At 38.3% G+C, this 17,108-nt stretch carries 15 protein-coding genes; 13 read left to right on the forward strand and 2 right to left on the reverse strand.

The annotated features are described in order from the left end of the window. A partial coding sequence (gene moeB / locus AC4MRQ_RS07635) for a molybdopterin-synthase adenylyltransferase MoeB (protein ID WP_491197069.1) occupies positions 1-946 on the reverse strand: 946 nt, incomplete at its 3' end. 283 nt (positions 947-1,229) lie between these two features. Here moeB and AC4MRQ_RS07640 point away from each other — a divergent pair. From AC4MRQ_RS07640 to AC4MRQ_RS07670, 7 genes are all read left to right on the forward strand, one after another. Further along, complete coding sequence (locus AC4MRQ_RS07640; protein ID WP_491197070.1) at positions 1,230-3,635, forward strand: TonB-dependent receptor; 2,406 nt, start codon at positions 1,230-1,232, stop codon at positions 3,633-3,635. A gap of 208 nt (positions 3,636-3,843) precedes the next feature. Next, a complete protein-coding gene (locus AC4MRQ_RS07645; RefSeq protein WP_491197071.1) occupies positions 3,844-4,608 on the forward strand; it encodes a hypothetical protein in 765 nt (254 codons plus the stop codon). Between the two features lie 20 nt (positions 4,609-4,628). Beyond that, entirely contained in the window at positions 4,629-5,171 is a 543-nt protein-coding gene (locus tag AC4MRQ_RS07650; protein ID WP_491197072.1) for a GNAT family N-acetyltransferase, read from the forward strand. A gap of 109 nt (positions 5,172-5,280) precedes the next feature. Beyond that, complete coding sequence (locus AC4MRQ_RS07655) at positions 5,281-6,984, forward strand: alpha-L-fucosidase (protein WP_491197073.1); 1,704 nt, start codon at positions 5,281-5,283, stop codon at positions 6,982-6,984. 7 nt (positions 6,985-6,991) lie between these two features. Continuing rightward, positions 6,992-7,258 (forward strand): TfoX/Sxy family protein, encoded by a 267-nt coding sequence (locus tag AC4MRQ_RS07660; RefSeq protein ID WP_491197074.1) that lies wholly within the window; start codon positions 6,992-6,994, stop codon positions 7,256-7,258. Positions 7,259-7,295: 37 nt separating this feature from the next. After that, complete coding sequence (locus AC4MRQ_RS07665) at positions 7,296-7,793, forward strand: hypothetical protein (protein WP_491197075.1); 498 nt, start codon at positions 7,296-7,298, stop codon at positions 7,791-7,793. Positions 7,794-8,678: 885 nt separating this feature from the next. Beyond that, positions 8,679-9,365, forward strand: coding sequence for a hypothetical protein (locus tag AC4MRQ_RS07670; protein WP_491197076.1), 687 nt, complete (start codon positions 8,679-8,681; stop codon positions 9,363-9,365). Positions 9,366-9,478: 113 nt separating this feature from the next. Here AC4MRQ_RS07670 and AC4MRQ_RS07675 read toward each other — a convergent pair whose 3' ends face one another. After that, the gene (locus AC4MRQ_RS07675; protein WP_491197077.1) at positions 9,479-9,874 is read right to left on the reverse strand and encodes a carboxymuconolactone decarboxylase family protein; all 396 of its coding nucleotides are present in this window, start codon (positions 9,872-9,874) and stop codon (positions 9,479-9,481) included. A gap of 355 nt (positions 9,875-10,229) precedes the next feature. Here AC4MRQ_RS07675 and AC4MRQ_RS07680 point away from each other — a divergent pair, with 355 nt between their 5' ends. From AC4MRQ_RS07680 to AC4MRQ_RS07705, 6 genes are all read left to right on the forward strand, one after another. Next, positions 10,230-10,589, forward strand: coding sequence for a hypothetical protein (locus AC4MRQ_RS07680; RefSeq protein WP_491197078.1), 360 nt, complete (start codon positions 10,230-10,232; stop codon positions 10,587-10,589). Positions 10,590-10,628: 39 nt separating this feature from the next. Beyond that, positions 10,629-11,498, forward strand: coding sequence for a DUF5777 family beta-barrel protein (locus tag AC4MRQ_RS07685; RefSeq protein ID WP_491197079.1), 870 nt, complete (start codon positions 10,629-10,631; stop codon positions 11,496-11,498). A 1-nt stretch (position 11,499) separates the two neighbouring features. Then, positions 11,500-12,042 carry a YceI family protein gene (locus AC4MRQ_RS07690; RefSeq protein WP_491197080.1) on the forward strand — a complete coding sequence of 181 codons (543 nt, stop codon included), beginning with the start codon at positions 11,500-11,502 and terminating at the stop codon, positions 12,040-12,042. A 467-nt stretch (positions 12,043-12,509) separates the two neighbouring features. Beyond that, positions 12,510-13,043 carry an FKBP-type peptidyl-prolyl cis-trans isomerase gene (locus AC4MRQ_RS07695; RefSeq protein ID WP_491197081.1) on the forward strand — a complete coding sequence of 178 codons (534 nt, stop codon included), beginning with the start codon at positions 12,510-12,512 and terminating at the stop codon, positions 13,041-13,043. 290 nt (positions 13,044-13,333) lie between these two features. Beyond that, the gene (gene aroC / locus AC4MRQ_RS07700; protein WP_491197082.1) at positions 13,334-14,410 is read left to right on the forward strand and encodes a chorismate synthase; all 1,077 of its coding nucleotides are present in this window, start codon (positions 13,334-13,336) and stop codon (positions 14,408-14,410) included. A gap of 210 nt (positions 14,411-14,620) precedes the next feature. Next, positions 14,621-16,981, forward strand: coding sequence for a glycoside hydrolase family 95 protein (locus AC4MRQ_RS07705; protein ID WP_491197083.1), 2,361 nt, complete (start codon positions 14,621-14,623; stop codon positions 16,979-16,981). The last annotated feature ends 127 nt before the right edge of the window (positions 16,982-17,108 follow it).

Here is a 17,108-nt window from a genome sequence, read left to right on the forward strand (position 1 = left end):
GCTGCATCGGAATGTTAATAGAATCAGGTATCAGCCCTTGAAGGAGTTCGATTGGTTCGCGAACATCGATTAATACCGGCAAGTTGTCAGTCTGCAGCCATTTGTTCAGTTCTTCAGCACTGATGTTGTCTTCATTAGGAGTTAGAGATTTGCTTCCACAGAAAGTATCATAATCTATCAGCTCAGTTATATTAGGATTTTCTCCACAACAGGGACAGTCTGAGTCTTTCATAAACTTAACTTCTCCAAACTGCATTTGAAGAGCATCATAATTAAGCAAACGCCCAACCAGTGGTTCTCCAATTTCTGTTATTTGTTTAATCACTTCGGTAGCTTGCAAAGTACCGATTACACCTGGCAAAACACCTAATACACCAGCTTCGGCACAAGAAGGAACAGTTCCTGGCTCAGGAGGTTCCGGAAATAAACAACGATAACATGGTCCATCTGACGTACCAAACACACTTACCTGACCTTCGAATTGTCTGATTGAACCAAAAACATTTACAGTTCCTGTCAGAACACAAGCATCGTTAACCAGATAGCGAGTGGCAAAATTATCAGTCCCATCACAAACAATATCATATTCCTTTATTATTTCCAATGCATTCTCTTTGCTTAAAGGCTCATTATAAAGGCTCAATTCTACAAAAGGATTGATCTCCTTAAGTGTTTCTGCAGCCGATTCTGTCTTGGCATCTCCAATCCGGCTATTCTTGTGAATTATTTGACGTTGAAGGTTACTTGCATCCACCACATCGAAATCAATTAGTCCGATATGTCCAACTCCCGAAGCTGCCAGATACATGGCGATTGGCGATCCAAGTCCACCAGTACCAACAAGTAGTACGGATGCAGCTTTAAGTTTTTCCTGCCCTTCAATTCCTATTTCGGGTAATATCGTATGACGCTTATAGCGTTCAAGCTCTTGTTTTGTTAATGACATGTTAAATATTCTCTATATGGATGCGAAGATAACTACTTTCACCCATACAATAATCAGTCGGCACAATTCGTTTCAACAACTTATAAAACCTGCATAATTACCAGCATTTTATGATTTCATACAAAAGTAAAAGGCAGGCAAATCAAGTTTGTATTATCTCAATGGCGCTCCAATCCACTAATCTTTTTTAAGGACATTTTGTTCTTTTATTGCGCAGGATAACAATGAAGGTATCGTCTGATTATTCAGATTATTAAATAAACAACCTAAAAGATAAGTGAACGTGAAGATTGTAACCCTCTTATTTGTAATGCTTCTTTCGGCCTCTATACTGGCTAACTCTCCTGAAAAAGATGGCATTGTTAAAGGCAAGATATATGACGGTAAGTCAAAAACACCCGTTGAGTATGCAACTGTGGCCATTTACAACGCAGATGACGACAGTGTAATTACAGGAACCATCAGCGATGCCAATGGTAATTTTAAGATTAAAGGACTTAAGGAAGGTAACTTCTATGTTGTAGTTTCCTTTTTAGGCTATGAAAACAAACGCTACGACGATATTGTAGTTGATGGTGGCCGTGATATGATTGACCTCGGAAATATTACTCTGGGATCAGAAAATCAATCATTGGAAGAAGTGGAAGTAATTGCAGATCGTCAGTCAGTAGAGTTTCATATTGATAAAAAAGTGGTTTCGGTAGGAGAACAAATGACATCAGCCTCCTTATCAGCTGTTGAAGTACTGGAGAATGTTCCCTCAATCAGAGTAGATATTGAAGGTAATGTATCCCTTAGAGGAAGTACTGGCTTTACAGTTTTGGTGGACGGTAAACCAACAGTATTGGAGCCAAGCGATGTGCTGCGTCAGACACCTGCATCAACGATCGAAAACATTGAGATTATAACCAATCCTTCAGCCAAGTATCAGCCCGACGGTACTGGTGGTATTATCAACATCATCACCAAGAAAAACAGAACACCTGGTGTGCAAGGTCTTGTAAATGCCAAAGCTGGTACCTATGGAATGTATGGTGGCGATTTTCTATTGAACTGGCGCAAGAAAAATGTTAACTTCAATATTGGAGCTGACTATAACAACCGTCCTGGGCCTGGAACAACTTTTACAAGTCGGGAAAACTACATAGACGGCGACAGAGCGATTATTGAAGCGGATGGTGATAATGAACGCAGATTTTATGGTGGCGGTTTCCGTGGTGGAATTGATTGGGATATCAGCAAGCGCGATAACTTAAGTTTCAGCGCCCGTGTTGGAGAATTTAATATGTCACATGAATCGCAATTAAATTATTTCGAACGCTATTTAGACAAAGACTCCATTGCCGAATATTATAGTGTCAACGAATCGAAACGAAGCGGTACTTATTATTCCTTAACTGCCAATTATACACATAAATTTGCCCAAAAAGGTCATGAATTTGCAGCTCAATTAAACTATCGAGGGTATGATGGGGATGAATTCTCAGAGAATTACCTCTCTCAGGATGGAGAAATTCAAGATGGAACACGCACAACAGAAGTTGGACCAAATAAACGATGGGAACTACGTCTGGATTATACAAAACCGTTAGGTGAAAATAATGTTTTTGAAGCCGGTTTTCAGGGACGCACCGGGGTGGGCGATGATGAAACAGAACTATTCCGGTGGGACAAAGACGAAGGTGGATTTGTAGAAGATATTCAAAGCAGAAATACCACCACTATGGATCGAAACATCTACGCCTTATATTCGGTTTATAAAGGTCAAATTAATGATCTTGGTTACCAGGCCGGTTTAAGAGGAGAATATACAGACCGTACAGTTAGTTCGAGTGGTGCCGACGAAACCTATATCATAGATCGTTTTGACTTCTTCCCTACTCTGCACTTGTCATATAACCTACCTAAGGAAAATCAGATAATGGCCAGCTACTCGCGTCGTATTGACCGTCCCCGTGGTTGGTATCTTGAACCATTTGTTACCTGGGTTGATCAATTCAATGTGCGACGTGGTAATCCGAATTTGGCACCGGAATACATCGATGCATTTGATGTTGGCTATTTAAAACAATGGGACAAAATGCAACTCTCAGTCGAAGCCTACTACCGGATCACACACGATAAAATAGAAGGTATCCGAAAGCCATATGAAGAAGATCCGAAGGTATGGTTACGCACCTACGATAATATTGGAACAGATTACTCGTTGGGTATTGAGACCATGATTAATATACCGGTAGCCAAATGGTGGGAAATGAATGTAATGGGTAATATCTTCGATTATCGCATTGAAAGTAATTACGACGAGGTTGCTGATCGTTCTTCGTTCAACTGGAGTTCCCGTCTTAATAACTCATTTGCTTTACGTAAAAACATCAAGCTTCAAATCGATGGTACTTATGATAGTCCAACCGTTACAGCTCAGGGTGAAACGGAAGCAAACTATTACATGAATGCTGCTGTTCGTATGGATATGTTTGACCGCAAACTATCAGCCGTGGTGCAGGTGCGTGATGTATTTAGTACTTCTCAGCGTGTATCAATCACCGAAGGCCCTGATTTTTACCAATACCAGGAACAAATACGTAAAGCTCCAATGGTATCGTTCACCTTAAGTTACCGCCTGAATAATTTCATACAAAAGAAAAGAGACAACGGTAATGGCGGTGGTATGGAAGATGATTTCTGATAAATTTGGGTTAATATATATCTTAGAGCCTGTGAAAAAAGAAAGCGAGTCAATTCATTTTGACTTTCAGCCTTGTTTCACAGGCTCTTTTCTCATTATAAATCAATCCTCCCTTTTCTTGCATTATCTGCATAAATGGTTATTTTAGTTGCATATTTTATCAGTCACCTTCTTAAAACCAAAATAGATAACTGCAACTAGCAAATTAATGAAACCAACCCTTGTAATAATATGTTTGCACCTCTTATGTAGTTCCATTTGTGGACAACTGAAAACAATCCATGTTTATGTTGCCTTGTGTGACAATGAATTTCAAGGAATTGTACCTGTTTCTTCTTCATTGGGCGATGGTAAAAATCCGGATACAAATTTATATTGGGGAGCGGCATTTGGTGTCAGGTCATTCTTCAAAAATAAAACATCGGAGTGGGAACTAGTATCTTCCATAAAAACACAGAATGCAAATATTCTTGATCGACAACTGTTTAAAAAAGAAAAAAAAAATGTTTATATGCTTGCAGATGCTTATGACGGTGAAGAAATTAAAAGTTGTATCGAAGATTTCCTATTAGCATCCAATGAGAACCTGAAAGATAGTGTGACCTATAAGGATAAAGTAATACATATTGGAGGTCGAGCTGACCTGGTGGCTTATGTGGGGCATAATGGATTAATGGATTTTAATGTTGATGTTGCTTATTCTGAAAACTCTATAATGCAAAAGGATGCAATCATTTTGGCTTGTTATAGTAAGGAATATTTTTCACCAGAATTATCAAATACCAAAGCTAATCCCATTCTTTGGACTACTCACTTAATGGCACCTGAAGCATATACGTTAAACGCAGCTATAACTGGTTGGCTTAATAACGAAACCGGGCATGATATTGAAGAGCAAGCAGCCCAGGTATATAATCATTACCAAAAATGTGGAATTAAAGGTGCAAGAAACCTATTTACAACAGGATATTAATACTCTAAATACTATTGAACATGATTGATCAATTTCCAACTATTGAAACGAAACGATTTATCCTAAGACAGTTTAAAGCGGATGATTTGGAAAACGTTTATAAAGGACTCTCAAATCCTGAAGTTATCAAATATTATGGAGTTAGCTACGAGACTCTTCAAGCCACGCAAGAGCAGCTTAACTGGTTTGTAAGTCTTGAAAGAGAAAATAAAGGTATTTGGTGGGCCATATCATCTAAAGATGATAATTCATTCTGTGGTGCCGGTGGTTTAAATGATTTATCTTCTGCCAACAGAAAAGCTGAAATTGGTCTATGGCTGCTACCCGATTATTGGGGAAAAGATATCATGAGGGAAGTGCTACCGAGAATTGTTGAGCATGGATTTGAAAAACTAAACCTGCATCGCATCGAAGGATATGTAGATTCTAAAAATACAAACTGTAAGAACGCATTGGCCAAGCTTGATTTTAATCATGAAGGCACAATGGTTGACTGTGAATTCAAAGATGGTAAATACATCAGTCTGGACATCTATGCCATGATTAATAGGTATGGTAATTAACAAATTGAAATATACCACATGATTCGAGGATATTCAATTCAGAATCATCTATAACATGTTCGTATAAATCATTAAATAAACTTTTGACTCTCCCCTAATCCATTACACTATGAAATATTTCTTTAAGTTTTTTCCATTAATGGCATTAGCTTTAATGCTGTTCGATTCTTGCAATAGTCCAAAAACACAAATTGACTTGCAACAAACAAAGTCACAAAACGATAACCTTCAGGAGTGGCAAAATCAAAAATACTCGATGTTTATTCATTGGGGAATTTACTCAATACCTGCAGGTATCTGGAACGATAAACAAATAACCGGATATAGCGAACAGATAAAAGGACATGCCAAAATCCCTACATCGGAATACCGTGAACTGGCCAAATCGTTTAATCCAACTAAATGGGATGCCGATGCTGTGGCGCAGCTAGCCAAAGAGGCTGGTATGAAATCGATTGTTATCACTGCAAAACATCACGATGGCTTCTCAATGTTCGATACAAAATACTCTCAATTCGATGTGGTTGATGCAACGCCATACAAAAAAGATGTCATTAAAGAACTGTCTGATGCATGTCGACGTCACGGGCTTAAATTTGGTGTTTATTTCTCATTAATTGATTGGGATTATGAGGGTGCTTTACCTTTTGTTTCAACACGTAATTCCGACTCAATCCCACCAGCTCATCATCAGTATAACCTCAATCAGGTGGAAGAATTACTCACCAATTATGGCGATATATCTGAAATGTGGTTCGATATGAGTGCACCTACATATCAACAAAGCAAAGAAATAGCCGACTTAGTTAAAAAGTTACAACCTAACTGTCTTGTAAGTGGCAGAATATGGAACGATCAGGGTGATTTTGTTGTCATGGGTGATAATTACAAACCTAAATTCAAAATGGGTGTTCCATGGCAAACCCCCGCATCCATGTTCCATGAAACATGGAGTTACCGTTCGTGGCAAGAAAGAACCGATTTAAATGGTAAGATTGAGGAAAAAATCCATGATCTGCTAAATATTATCAGTGCTGGAGGTAATTACCTGTTAAACATTGGTCCAAAAGCAGACGGTTCAATTGTTCCTTTTGAAAGAGACGTACTAAAAGCTGTTGGTGAGTGGCTGAAGGTTAACGGTGAAGCGATCTATAATACGCACGAGTCGGTTATTGAAAAGCCTTCCTGGGGATATATCACGGCTAAGCCCGGACAACTATACCTGAGTATTACTGATTTCCCTGAAAATAATAAACTCGTACTGGAAGGTGTTAATGCTAAAGTCCGGAAAATATATCCTCTTGCTAACCCTGACACAGAAATACCAAATCAGTTTGTTAATGGAAACCTGGAAATAAACCTGCCTGAATCCATGACCAAAGATCGTTTTGCTACTGTAATTGTTGTAGAATACACTGGAGATCTTTCTTATACACCTTCTAAGCTTATTGCTTTAGATGATAATCCTGAAACGATACTTCATCAAAAAAACGGTGTGAAATACCATAGCTATAGCGGTCATGATTACTACTCCAGCAAACCAACAGTTATTAAATTGAAATGGCATGTAACAAGTCATAAAAAAGAGAACTACATGCTTACTCTTAATTACCCGAAGAATAAAGGTACCGATGAACTTTCTTTAAACATCAACGGTGAGGATTTTATATTTACGACCAACACGACTCCCAAAAATGCGATTGAGATTAAGTTGCCGAATGATATTGTTAATGCCATTGAGTTAAGCTATAAAAAGTCGGATAATCCGCATAAGGGACTTAATACCGATGGATTGAACATCCAAATTAAATAATATAAGAATGAATTCCTTAACGCAACTACCTAATATTGGTAAAACATTAGCCGATAAACTCAATGCTGTAGGTATTAATACTCTAGAGGAGTTAAAAGAAATGGGCAGCGAAAATGCTATTGTGAAGATTGCCACGCTTGAAAATAACGGAGTATGCCTGAATATGCTCTATGCCCTTGAAGGTGCCATACAAGGTATTCGCTGGCATGGCCTTGAACAACATAAAAAGCAAGAGTTAAAAGCTTTTTATAATCGGTTGGCGAAATCAATCTGAACTTAACAGCTAACAATACTCACACACAAAATTTAAAATGAATCCATCTCGAACATCAAAGCAATTTTTCAGGACTATTAGTATCATTTACTTCGCCATGCTTATTGGCATGGTTGGTTTTACAGCCGTAGTATTATTCATAAAGTCAGGTAATGGTGAAATAAACACTCATGGGCTTTCATTCCCTTTTTCAATAGTTGTGCCTGTTTTGGCTGCAATAGCAATTATTGTAAGTAAACTGATGTATTCAAGGCTATGCAAATCGGCATTCACAAAAGTTAAACTAAGCGACAAAATGCAGGTGTATTATAGCGCTAATATTATTCGGCTGGCATTGGTTGAAGGAGCAGCTCTATTTTCGATTGTGGTTGTCTTCATCAGTGGAGAAATCTATTTCCTGTTGTTTACCCTATTGCTATTCCTGATCTTTTATACTTTTAAACCATCTCGGGAACGTGCTATAAGTGACTTAAAGCTTAATCCTGAAGAGGCGACGCAAATTAAAAATGATGAGTTCATTATTCTCACTCCTTAGTTTTTTATTTCCAGCCGACAAAAATTTCTAACCTTATAAAACACAATGCATAACAAAGAAAGTATACATATTTCTATTTGATGGATTCTCTGACTGGGAAATTGCCTATCTCACACCTGAAATTAATAAGCATAAGAATTTTGAGCTGGTTTATTCTCTTCAGGCAGTGGCATGGTCACATCAATAGGAGGCTAACAAGTGAAAACAGGTTATTAATTGGTAGATATTAATGAAATCGATCTGTACATTCTTCCTGGAGGTATGAGCTAAAAAATACATTTTTAGGCGTGCATGTCCGATTTTTTGCTTGAGGAAGGCTTGTACCTTTGTACAAGGTTGCCTCACGGTTTGGTGAAGGCTTGTATGTTTGTACTTTTGGTGCCGCAGCTTTTGGTGAAGGCCTGTACGTTTGTACAAGGAGCATCCCACGGTTTTGGGAACGCTTGTACGTTTGTACAAGAGTCGCCAAAATGCTTTGGAAGGGCTTGTACAAACATACAAGCCCTTCCAAAGCATTTTTCTGCTCATGAATATTTGTACACGCCTTCTTTTTTAGGGAAATTGCTTTTATGCATATAAACTGCAGTAAATGGGCTATGAGAACCTCCATAGGAAAGGTCAATTATATGAAGAGGAAATATGAGACCGAAGACAATTCTTATCCTCAGACAAAGAATGAATCCCAAGGCTTTAATTTCAACTTTGGAATTGACTCATTTACTTTTGGTGCTAAATACTTCTTTTAGGGTTTGAAATTAAAGCATCTAGGTATTATCACAACTGTCGGTATGTTTTTACCGGCAGTTTTTGTTCATCGTATATACTTCCAATCACTCATCAATAAACACTATCTTAGAAGCAGTTTTACTTTTCAATTCACACAAAGTGCAAGTACAACCCCTAATAGAAGAATTTCTTTCCTACAATAAAATGGACTTCATCCGTTTTGTCAATCTATCGAATTTGCCGACGATTCAAACACAAAACTATCCCACTGCTATTTTATTTGGTAAAGCCCTATCAAAACCTTATCTGAAAAAAGTTGCCAATAAACCTGATTATGTGGCGCAAATGATACTTAACAAGGAAGTTGAGCAAGATGAATTTCATAATACCGAATTATTCACCGATCATGTGGCTGATCAGCTAACCGAAAGAATTTCAGAACTAGGCTTTCAAGCCTACTCTCAATCCGAAGCTAGTATCGAGAAGTCAGGTTTGTATAATAAGGATGAACATCGAACTCCTCTCCCCCACAAAACACTTGCTTTAAAAGCTGGGCTAGGTTGGATTGGTAAAAACAACTTGCTGATTACACCTGAATATGGCTGTGCTATCAGTATGTGTTCAGTGCTCACCAATGCCCCTTTACAAACTATTAACCATTCACCTCAGGAACCTAGGTGTGGAACCTGTTCAAACTGCCAAAACATTTGCACAACAAACGCCATTAACGGTAATAATTGGAATATCACTTTTGATCGTGATGAGATAATAAATGTATATAAATGCTCACCTTGCCTGCAATGTATTGTTCAATGCCCATGGACAAAACGTTACTTCAATAGTTAAAAGCATTGCAAATTGCTTGTTTAGATGGCTTAATAAGAACACTTATACAAAAACACCGGACTGTTTAAAGTCCGGCATCTTAAGAAAACATCGATAAAATAAGTGAATCAGATTCATGCATGGGCTACATGAGTTTCTTTCACAAATGCACACATTCTTGTTACTTCGTCTTTGAATTGATTTAGATCCAGATCAAGGCCATTGGTATAAGCACTCCATCCGGCAGTATGCTTAGCATAGTGAACAGCTTCTTCTATTTCTTCAGGAGTTGCACCAAAAAGTATTGCCATTTGCGTATGGAAAAATATGCAATACTGACATTTTGTTACAGCTGAAATACCAATTCCGATTAACTCTTTGTACTTGTTTGGAATAGCATGCTCCTCAATACCTACCTTCTTCATTAGATTCCATTCCAATTCGAGCGTATCCACCGGCACCTTCTGTAAGAATGTCGGTACAAGCCCAAACATTGACTCAATTTCTTGATAAATCTTTTTCTTGTTCATAACCAATCATTTAGTTAGACATACCATCGACGCGTAATTTACACCCATATTGTCCGCTTGTGAATAGTTTATTAGTTAAAAAAAGATAATTTCATCCTTTATTTACTCCTCTATCATCAATCAATAATGGCATCATTATTTCAAATCAATTATGCAATCATAAACCTTATTCATCATACTTATAATTAAACAATTACCAACAAGTGGTGTTGTTCTTTTAAGTAGGTATTCTTTTGAATTCCAATTGAAAACTAACCGAAGGTGGCATCTGGCAAAGATTTGTAATGACTGGCTTGATTTAAATTGAGCTTAGTAAGCTCGACTATATATTGTTTAACCAATTAATACCATTATCATGAAAAAGTTCATATTTATTTTGGCCTGCATGATTGGTCTGTCGGCTTGTTCCTCTTCAAGCGATGATGACAATGTTGATCCTCCTGTTGAAGAAACACCAGAATATAAAGCCGCCGAAAGTTATTATAACAACACTTTAAAATCGGTTATAACTGCTAACTGTGTTTCCTGCCATGAGGGATACCACAGCAAAAGTAATTCCAGCAATTATGGTCAGTTAAGTAATGCCATTAATAATGCGTCAGGCATGTTTAGTCTGGTTAATAATGGTACAATGCCTAAAGGTGGTCCTAAACTGCCACAGGAAGAAATAGACAAGTTTGAGGACTTTCTGGAATTGGTAAACAATATTAAATAAACCGCTATGCTGTCGCACCCAACATCTTGCTATAAAAACATGGTAGGCATTACTGTGATTTGCCTGCTGGTTTCGAGTTCACTGACCGCTCAAAATAATAGTTTACTTAATGAATTGGAGTCTCAGGCTCAGAACGACGATCAGGAAGTGCTAAGTATTTTTAAAAGTAACCGCCTGATACTAACACAATCAACCGAACAATTGCGTAAGAAAGAATTACAGTTCAGAGTCTCACATTTATTTGGTCGAATATCAGATGGGTTAGAAGAATTGTACGGATTGGATCAGATGTTTAATGTTGATTTGGCTCTTGAATATGGAGTCAGCGATAAATTGAGCTATGCATTAGCTCGTTCCAACGATTTTGATAAAACCGTTCAGAACACGATTAAACTGGCTCTATTACAGCAGCGTACAGATAAGCATCCGCCTTTATCCATAGCTTATTCATTTGGGGTTAATATCAAAACAAAAAGCTATGATGATAGCAGGTCGTTTAGTGATCGCCTGGAGTATGCTAACCAGGTAATTCTGGCAAAACGGTTCAAATCATTTTCCGCCATGCTGAGTCCTACATTTGTGTATGTAAACAGAGTTCATGAGCAAGAAATGCCCCACTCAATTTTTTCAACAGTGTTTGGAATAAGCGTTGATATTTCTCCTTCGGCTACAATTAATACTGAATATGTATATATCTGGCCAACTTTTGATGCTCCATTCTATGATGCAGGACGAAACCCGCTTTCCTTAGGCATCGACCTTGATACAGGAGGACATGTATTTCAGATTTTTATAACTAACTCAACCCGATTACAAACAAGCGGCTTATCCTATAATTGGGATAACGACAACTTCTTTGATGGTGATATTCACATTGGCTTTAGTATAATGCGATCATTCGATTTATAATATGAATCAGTTAAAAACCATAGTACTCGTTATATTTTGCCTGATAAATACTGCAACTCTATCAGGACAGGACAGACTGCAGAGTACTGATGGTTTTGCATCGTTTTACTCATCAGCACCGCTTGAAAATATCTATGCCGAAAATAAGATTGTAACAAGCATCATTGATTTATCTAATAACGAAATAGCTGTGGTTGTTCCCATTAAGCAATTTTCGTTCAAAAAAAAATTAATGCAAAAACACTTTAATGAGAAATACCTTGAATCGCATATTTATCCTAATGCCACATTCACCGGACACATATATCATCCCGATTCAATTGTACCTAAAAAGACTCATGCAGCCTATGCAGAGGGTGATATGACCATACATGGAGTTACAAAAAGCATTAAGCTGGAAGGCACCTACACATCTTATGGCGACAGCATTGTATTAAAAACTGAGTTCACCCTTCGACCAGAAGACTACAAGGTTAAAATACCTAAACTTCTGAGAAGAAATATAGCAGAAGAGGTTTTGGTTAAAGTTTACATCCGCTACTGACTTACAATCTGAATTAATACTCTTCCTTTCCACCGCTACTGCGCGTGTCCTCACGCGTGGTATAAAAGCATAACAACGCGAAGGAATTGACTTCGTCGATTTTCAATTCGCGCGGTAGTAATGGAGGCCTTGACCTTTTTTGCTTTCTTTTTTGGATCAGGCTAACATAGCTATAGATAAGCTGATAGCAAATAATACGGAACAATGGCGGAGTTCCATATGGCATATTTAATCTGTTTAACCGGACAGTATTGATTTAAAATTTAAACTCGCTTTGAACTTTTTTACAGCTTTACTGTCTTTTTAGTACAATTAATGACTTGATTAAGAAAAAACTGGTTTACTTTGCAGCAGTTTACGTCTATCTGTCAGGAAATATGAAACATTGTCACGTGCACAAAAGTGGTACAATGCTTGAGTAAAGAATAATTTTTTAGGTAAAAAATAACAATACTAAATTTTATAAAATGGAAATCGGAAGAAACAAATTTGTTACCCTTTCTTACGAATTAAGAACCAACGGTACAGAAGGAGAAGTGATTGAGAAAACAGAGTCGGCATCTCCGCTTGGATTTGTATTTGGTGCTGGCAAAATGTTAGAGATGTTCGAAACCAAGTTAGAAGGGTTGGCTAAAGGTTCAGCATTCGACTTCGAACTAAAAGCAGCTGAAGCATATGGAGAAGTGAATCCAAATGCCATTGTTGAAATTCCAAAGAACATTTTCGAAGTGGAAGGACAAGTTGATGAAAATCTTCTAACTGTTGGTAATCATGTACCTATGCAGGATGCCCATGGTAACCGCCTTAACGGATTGGTACTTGAAGTTGGTGACGAAAGAGTAAAAATGGACTTTAACCACCCATTAGCCGGCGATAATTTATTCTTTAAAGGAGAAGTATTAGAAGTGCGCGAAGCAACTGAAGATGAAATTATGGAATCGTGTGATACCGGATGTGGTTCCGGATCAGGCGGTTGCGGCGGAGGCTGCTCTTGCGGTTAATGACTTTTAAAACATTAGCATATTTAATGGGGAGATGAGGTTCATCTCCCTTTTTGATATTACAGAATCGAAAATGGCTCGTGTTCATAATGACAAAGCCGCCCCAAAAAGGAAATGGCGTTTGTACGTCCTGACACATCCCCCAAAAAAGAAAATGACGTTTGTACATACTGACAAAGTGAAATCATGGGCATGTTTCGTACAATCCGTGCTTTTCCCTTTGGGCAATAGCTTATAAACAACTATTTTTACGCTTCAATTATTTACAAACTATAAACAAATCACAATATATGTCTGCAAATTCGTTTGGCACCTTTTTTAAATTAACCTCATTTGGTGAATCACACGGCAAAGCAGTTGGTGGTGTTATTGAAGGTGTTATCCCCAATACCGTCATCGATGAAGATTTTATTCAAAGTGAACTGAATCGCCGTCGTCCTGGACAATCTGCCATTACAACTCCTCGAAATGAGGAGGATAAGGTAGAATTTTTATCAGGTATTTTCGAAGGTAAAGCAACGGGTACACCCATTGGGTTTGTGATTTGGAATAAAGATCAGCGTTCTAAGGATTATGGCAATATAGCAGATGTATACCGTCCTTCACATGCCGATTATACTTATCAAAGCAAGTACGGCATACGCGATTACCGTGGTGGCGGACGCTCTTCGGCACGCGAAACTATTGCACGCGTAGTAGCTGGGGCCATTGCTAAGTTGATGCTTCAACAGCAAGGAATAAGCATCCAGGCTTTTACTTCTAAAGTAGGATCAATACAGTTGGATAAATCTTATACTGAGCTTAACCTGGATAACACTGAAAGTAATATTGTTCGATGTCCGGATAACGATACAGCCAACAAAATGATTGAATTTATCGATGACGTAAGAAAAAATAAAGATTCGGTGGGCGGTGTTATCAGTTGTGTGATTAAAAATGCACCGGTAGGGTTAGGCGATCCGGTTTTTAATAAACTACATGCCACACTTGGCCAGGCCATGTTATCGATTAATGCAGTTAAAGGATTTGAGTATGGTTTGGGTTTTGGATCAACCGACCTAAAGGGTTCTGAACACAATGATGAATTCTACATGGATGGAGAACGGGTAAGAACCAGAACCAATCGATCAGGCGGTATTCAGGGTGGAATAAGTAATGGTGAAGACATCTATTTCAATGTTGCCTTTAAACCTATTGCCACCATTTTAAAGGAACAAAATACAGTGAACAAAAGTGGTGAGGAAATAAAATCGACCACAAAAGGACGACATGATCCTTGTGTATTGCCACGTGCAGTACCTATCGTAGAAGCCATGGCTGCTATGACCATTGCTGATCATATACTGGTGAATAAAATGTATAGATAAGTAATGTAATAATTGCATTACTTCCGAACGATAAAGACCTGACAGGTTTGAGAAACCTGTCAGGTCTGCATAAACCAATCAATAATTGATTGGCTTTTTTACAGTCATTAATACCACATATGTTCTAATCTTCCCAATTTCGATCCCAGAGGATTAAATAGCTCATTTAGATAGTATATTTAGGTTTCCAAAATCTTAAATACATTATCCATGTTTATTAAAAATCTACTATTCCCCTGCCTGATTATAATGGTTACCGGGTTAATGTCGTGTAACACACCCACACCTAAAGAAAAACCATCTGATCATTTACTATGGTATAAACAGCCGGCTAAAAACTGGAACGAGGCTTTACCTGTTGGAAACGGCCGTTTTGGTGCCATGGTATTCGGAAATACATCTGACGAACGTATACAACTCAATGAAGATTCCATGTGGCCGGCCGACTTAGGTTGGGATGAACCCGCTGGTACACCTGATGACTTACAGACCATACGTGAACTCCTGTTTGAAGGAAAACATACTGAAGCTGACCAACTATTTGTAGAAAAGTTTTCACGAAAAAGCATTGTTCGCTCGCATCAGACTATGGGTGATTTATGGTTGGATTTTAAGCATGAGAATATTAGTGATTACCGTCGTGAACTGGACTTAAATAAAGCTGTTTCATCAACACACTATAAAAGCAATGGCTATCAATTCAGTCAGGAAGTATTTGTATCAGCTCCACACCAGATAATGGTTGTACACCTTAAAAGTGAGGTACCGGAAGGTTTAAACGGCGAAATAAGATTAAGCCGACCCGATGATAAGGGCCATCCAACCGTCAACCTTTCAACCAATGATAAAAAGCAATTGGTGATGACAGGTGAAATAACTCAAATGGATGGAAAATTCGATTCACAGCCTGCTCCAATCAATTCAGGAGTTCGTTTCGAAACAGTTGTGCAGGTTAAGAACACGGGAGGAGAAGTAACATCAACAGAAAACTCTTTAAAGCTTGATCAGGTAAAGGAGGCTATCATATACCTGGTATGTAACTCGTCCTATTATCACGATGATTTTTCGGCACAAAACCAAAAAGATTTGGAAAATGCCACAAGCATCAAATTAGCTGACTTAAAACAGCAGCATATAACAGATTATCAAAGCCTCTATAACCGGGTTAATTTGAAATTAGCTCATGCCAATAATGATACTTTACCAACCGATGTAAGAATAAAAAATATCAGCGACGGAAAAACTGATCTTGGACTAGAAGCCATGCTTTTCAACTATGGACGTTACCTTCTGATCAGTTCATCACGTCCCGGAACCAATCCTGCCAACTTACAGGGAATCTGGAACAAGCATATCACAGCACCGTGGAATGCGGATTATCATCTTAATATTAACCTTCAGATGAATTACTGGCTGGCCAATGTTACCAACCTGGATGAATTGAATCAACCACTTTTCGATTATGTCGACAAACTGGTAGTCAATGGCCAGACAACGGCACAAAAGAACTTTGGATGCAAAGGTGCGTTTATTCCACATGCAACTGATTTATGGGCGCCAACATGGCTAAGAGCACCAACTGCTTATTGGGGCTGCTCAATTGGTGCTGGCGGATGGTTAATGCAGCACTACTGGCAACACTATTTATTTACACACGACAAAACCTTTCTAAAGGAACAGGCTTTTCCAGCCATGGAGCAAGTGGCTCAATTTTATAGTGATTGGTTAATTGAAGATCCAAGAGACGGATATCTTATTTCAGCACCTTCAACCTCTCCTGAAAACCGGTTTATTGACCACAATGACAATCCTGTAGCTTCTTGTCTTGGTTCTGCAATGGATCAACAAGTGATTACAGAGATATTTGACAATTACCTTCAGGCATGCAGTGAGTTGAATATCACCAGTGAATTAAGTAAAAAAATAGCCCAACAACGAAAGCAACTTCGTCCGGGTTTTGTACTTGGCGACAGTGGATTAATCCTTGAATGGGATCGTCAATATGAAGAGGTTGAGCCCGGTCACCGGCACATGTCCCACCTTTATGGTTTTCATCCAGGTACAGCGGTTACCAAGAGTGAATCTCCTGAATTATTGGAGGCTGTGAATCAAACGCTCCAACATCGTCTTGATAATGGTGGAGCTGGAACAGGCTGGAGTCGTGCCTGGCTGATCAACTGTTATGCGCGTTTATTGGATGGTAACCAGGCGCATAAGCACATTGGACTATTGTTTAAAAAATCGATGTTTAAAAACCTGTTTGACGCACATCCTCCCTTCCAGATTGATGGTAATTTCGGATATACTGCAGGGATAGCTGAAATGCTGATTCAGTCGCACGAAGAAGGAATCATACGTATTTTACCGGCATTACCGGATCAATGGAAGGAAGGATCGATTAAAGGACTTAAAGCCCGTGGTAATATTGAGGTGGATATTAAATGGTCAAATAACCTGGTAAACGAAGTTAAGTTGACAGCTAAAGATGATAAGACTGTTACACTAATTATTGATGGTAAGGAAATAGAAACTAAGCTCACACCTGATCAACCTTATCTTTTTAAGAAATAATATCGATTCTTACATACTTCCTTAGCATCTTTGAGATGCTTAGGAAGTTGTTTGTCGCCTAATATGTTGTACAACACTCATCGCCCGACTAAACCGATTTAATGCTGTTAGTCAAACGACGAGTTAT

It is taken from the genome of Carboxylicivirga sp. (assembly GCF_982718395.1).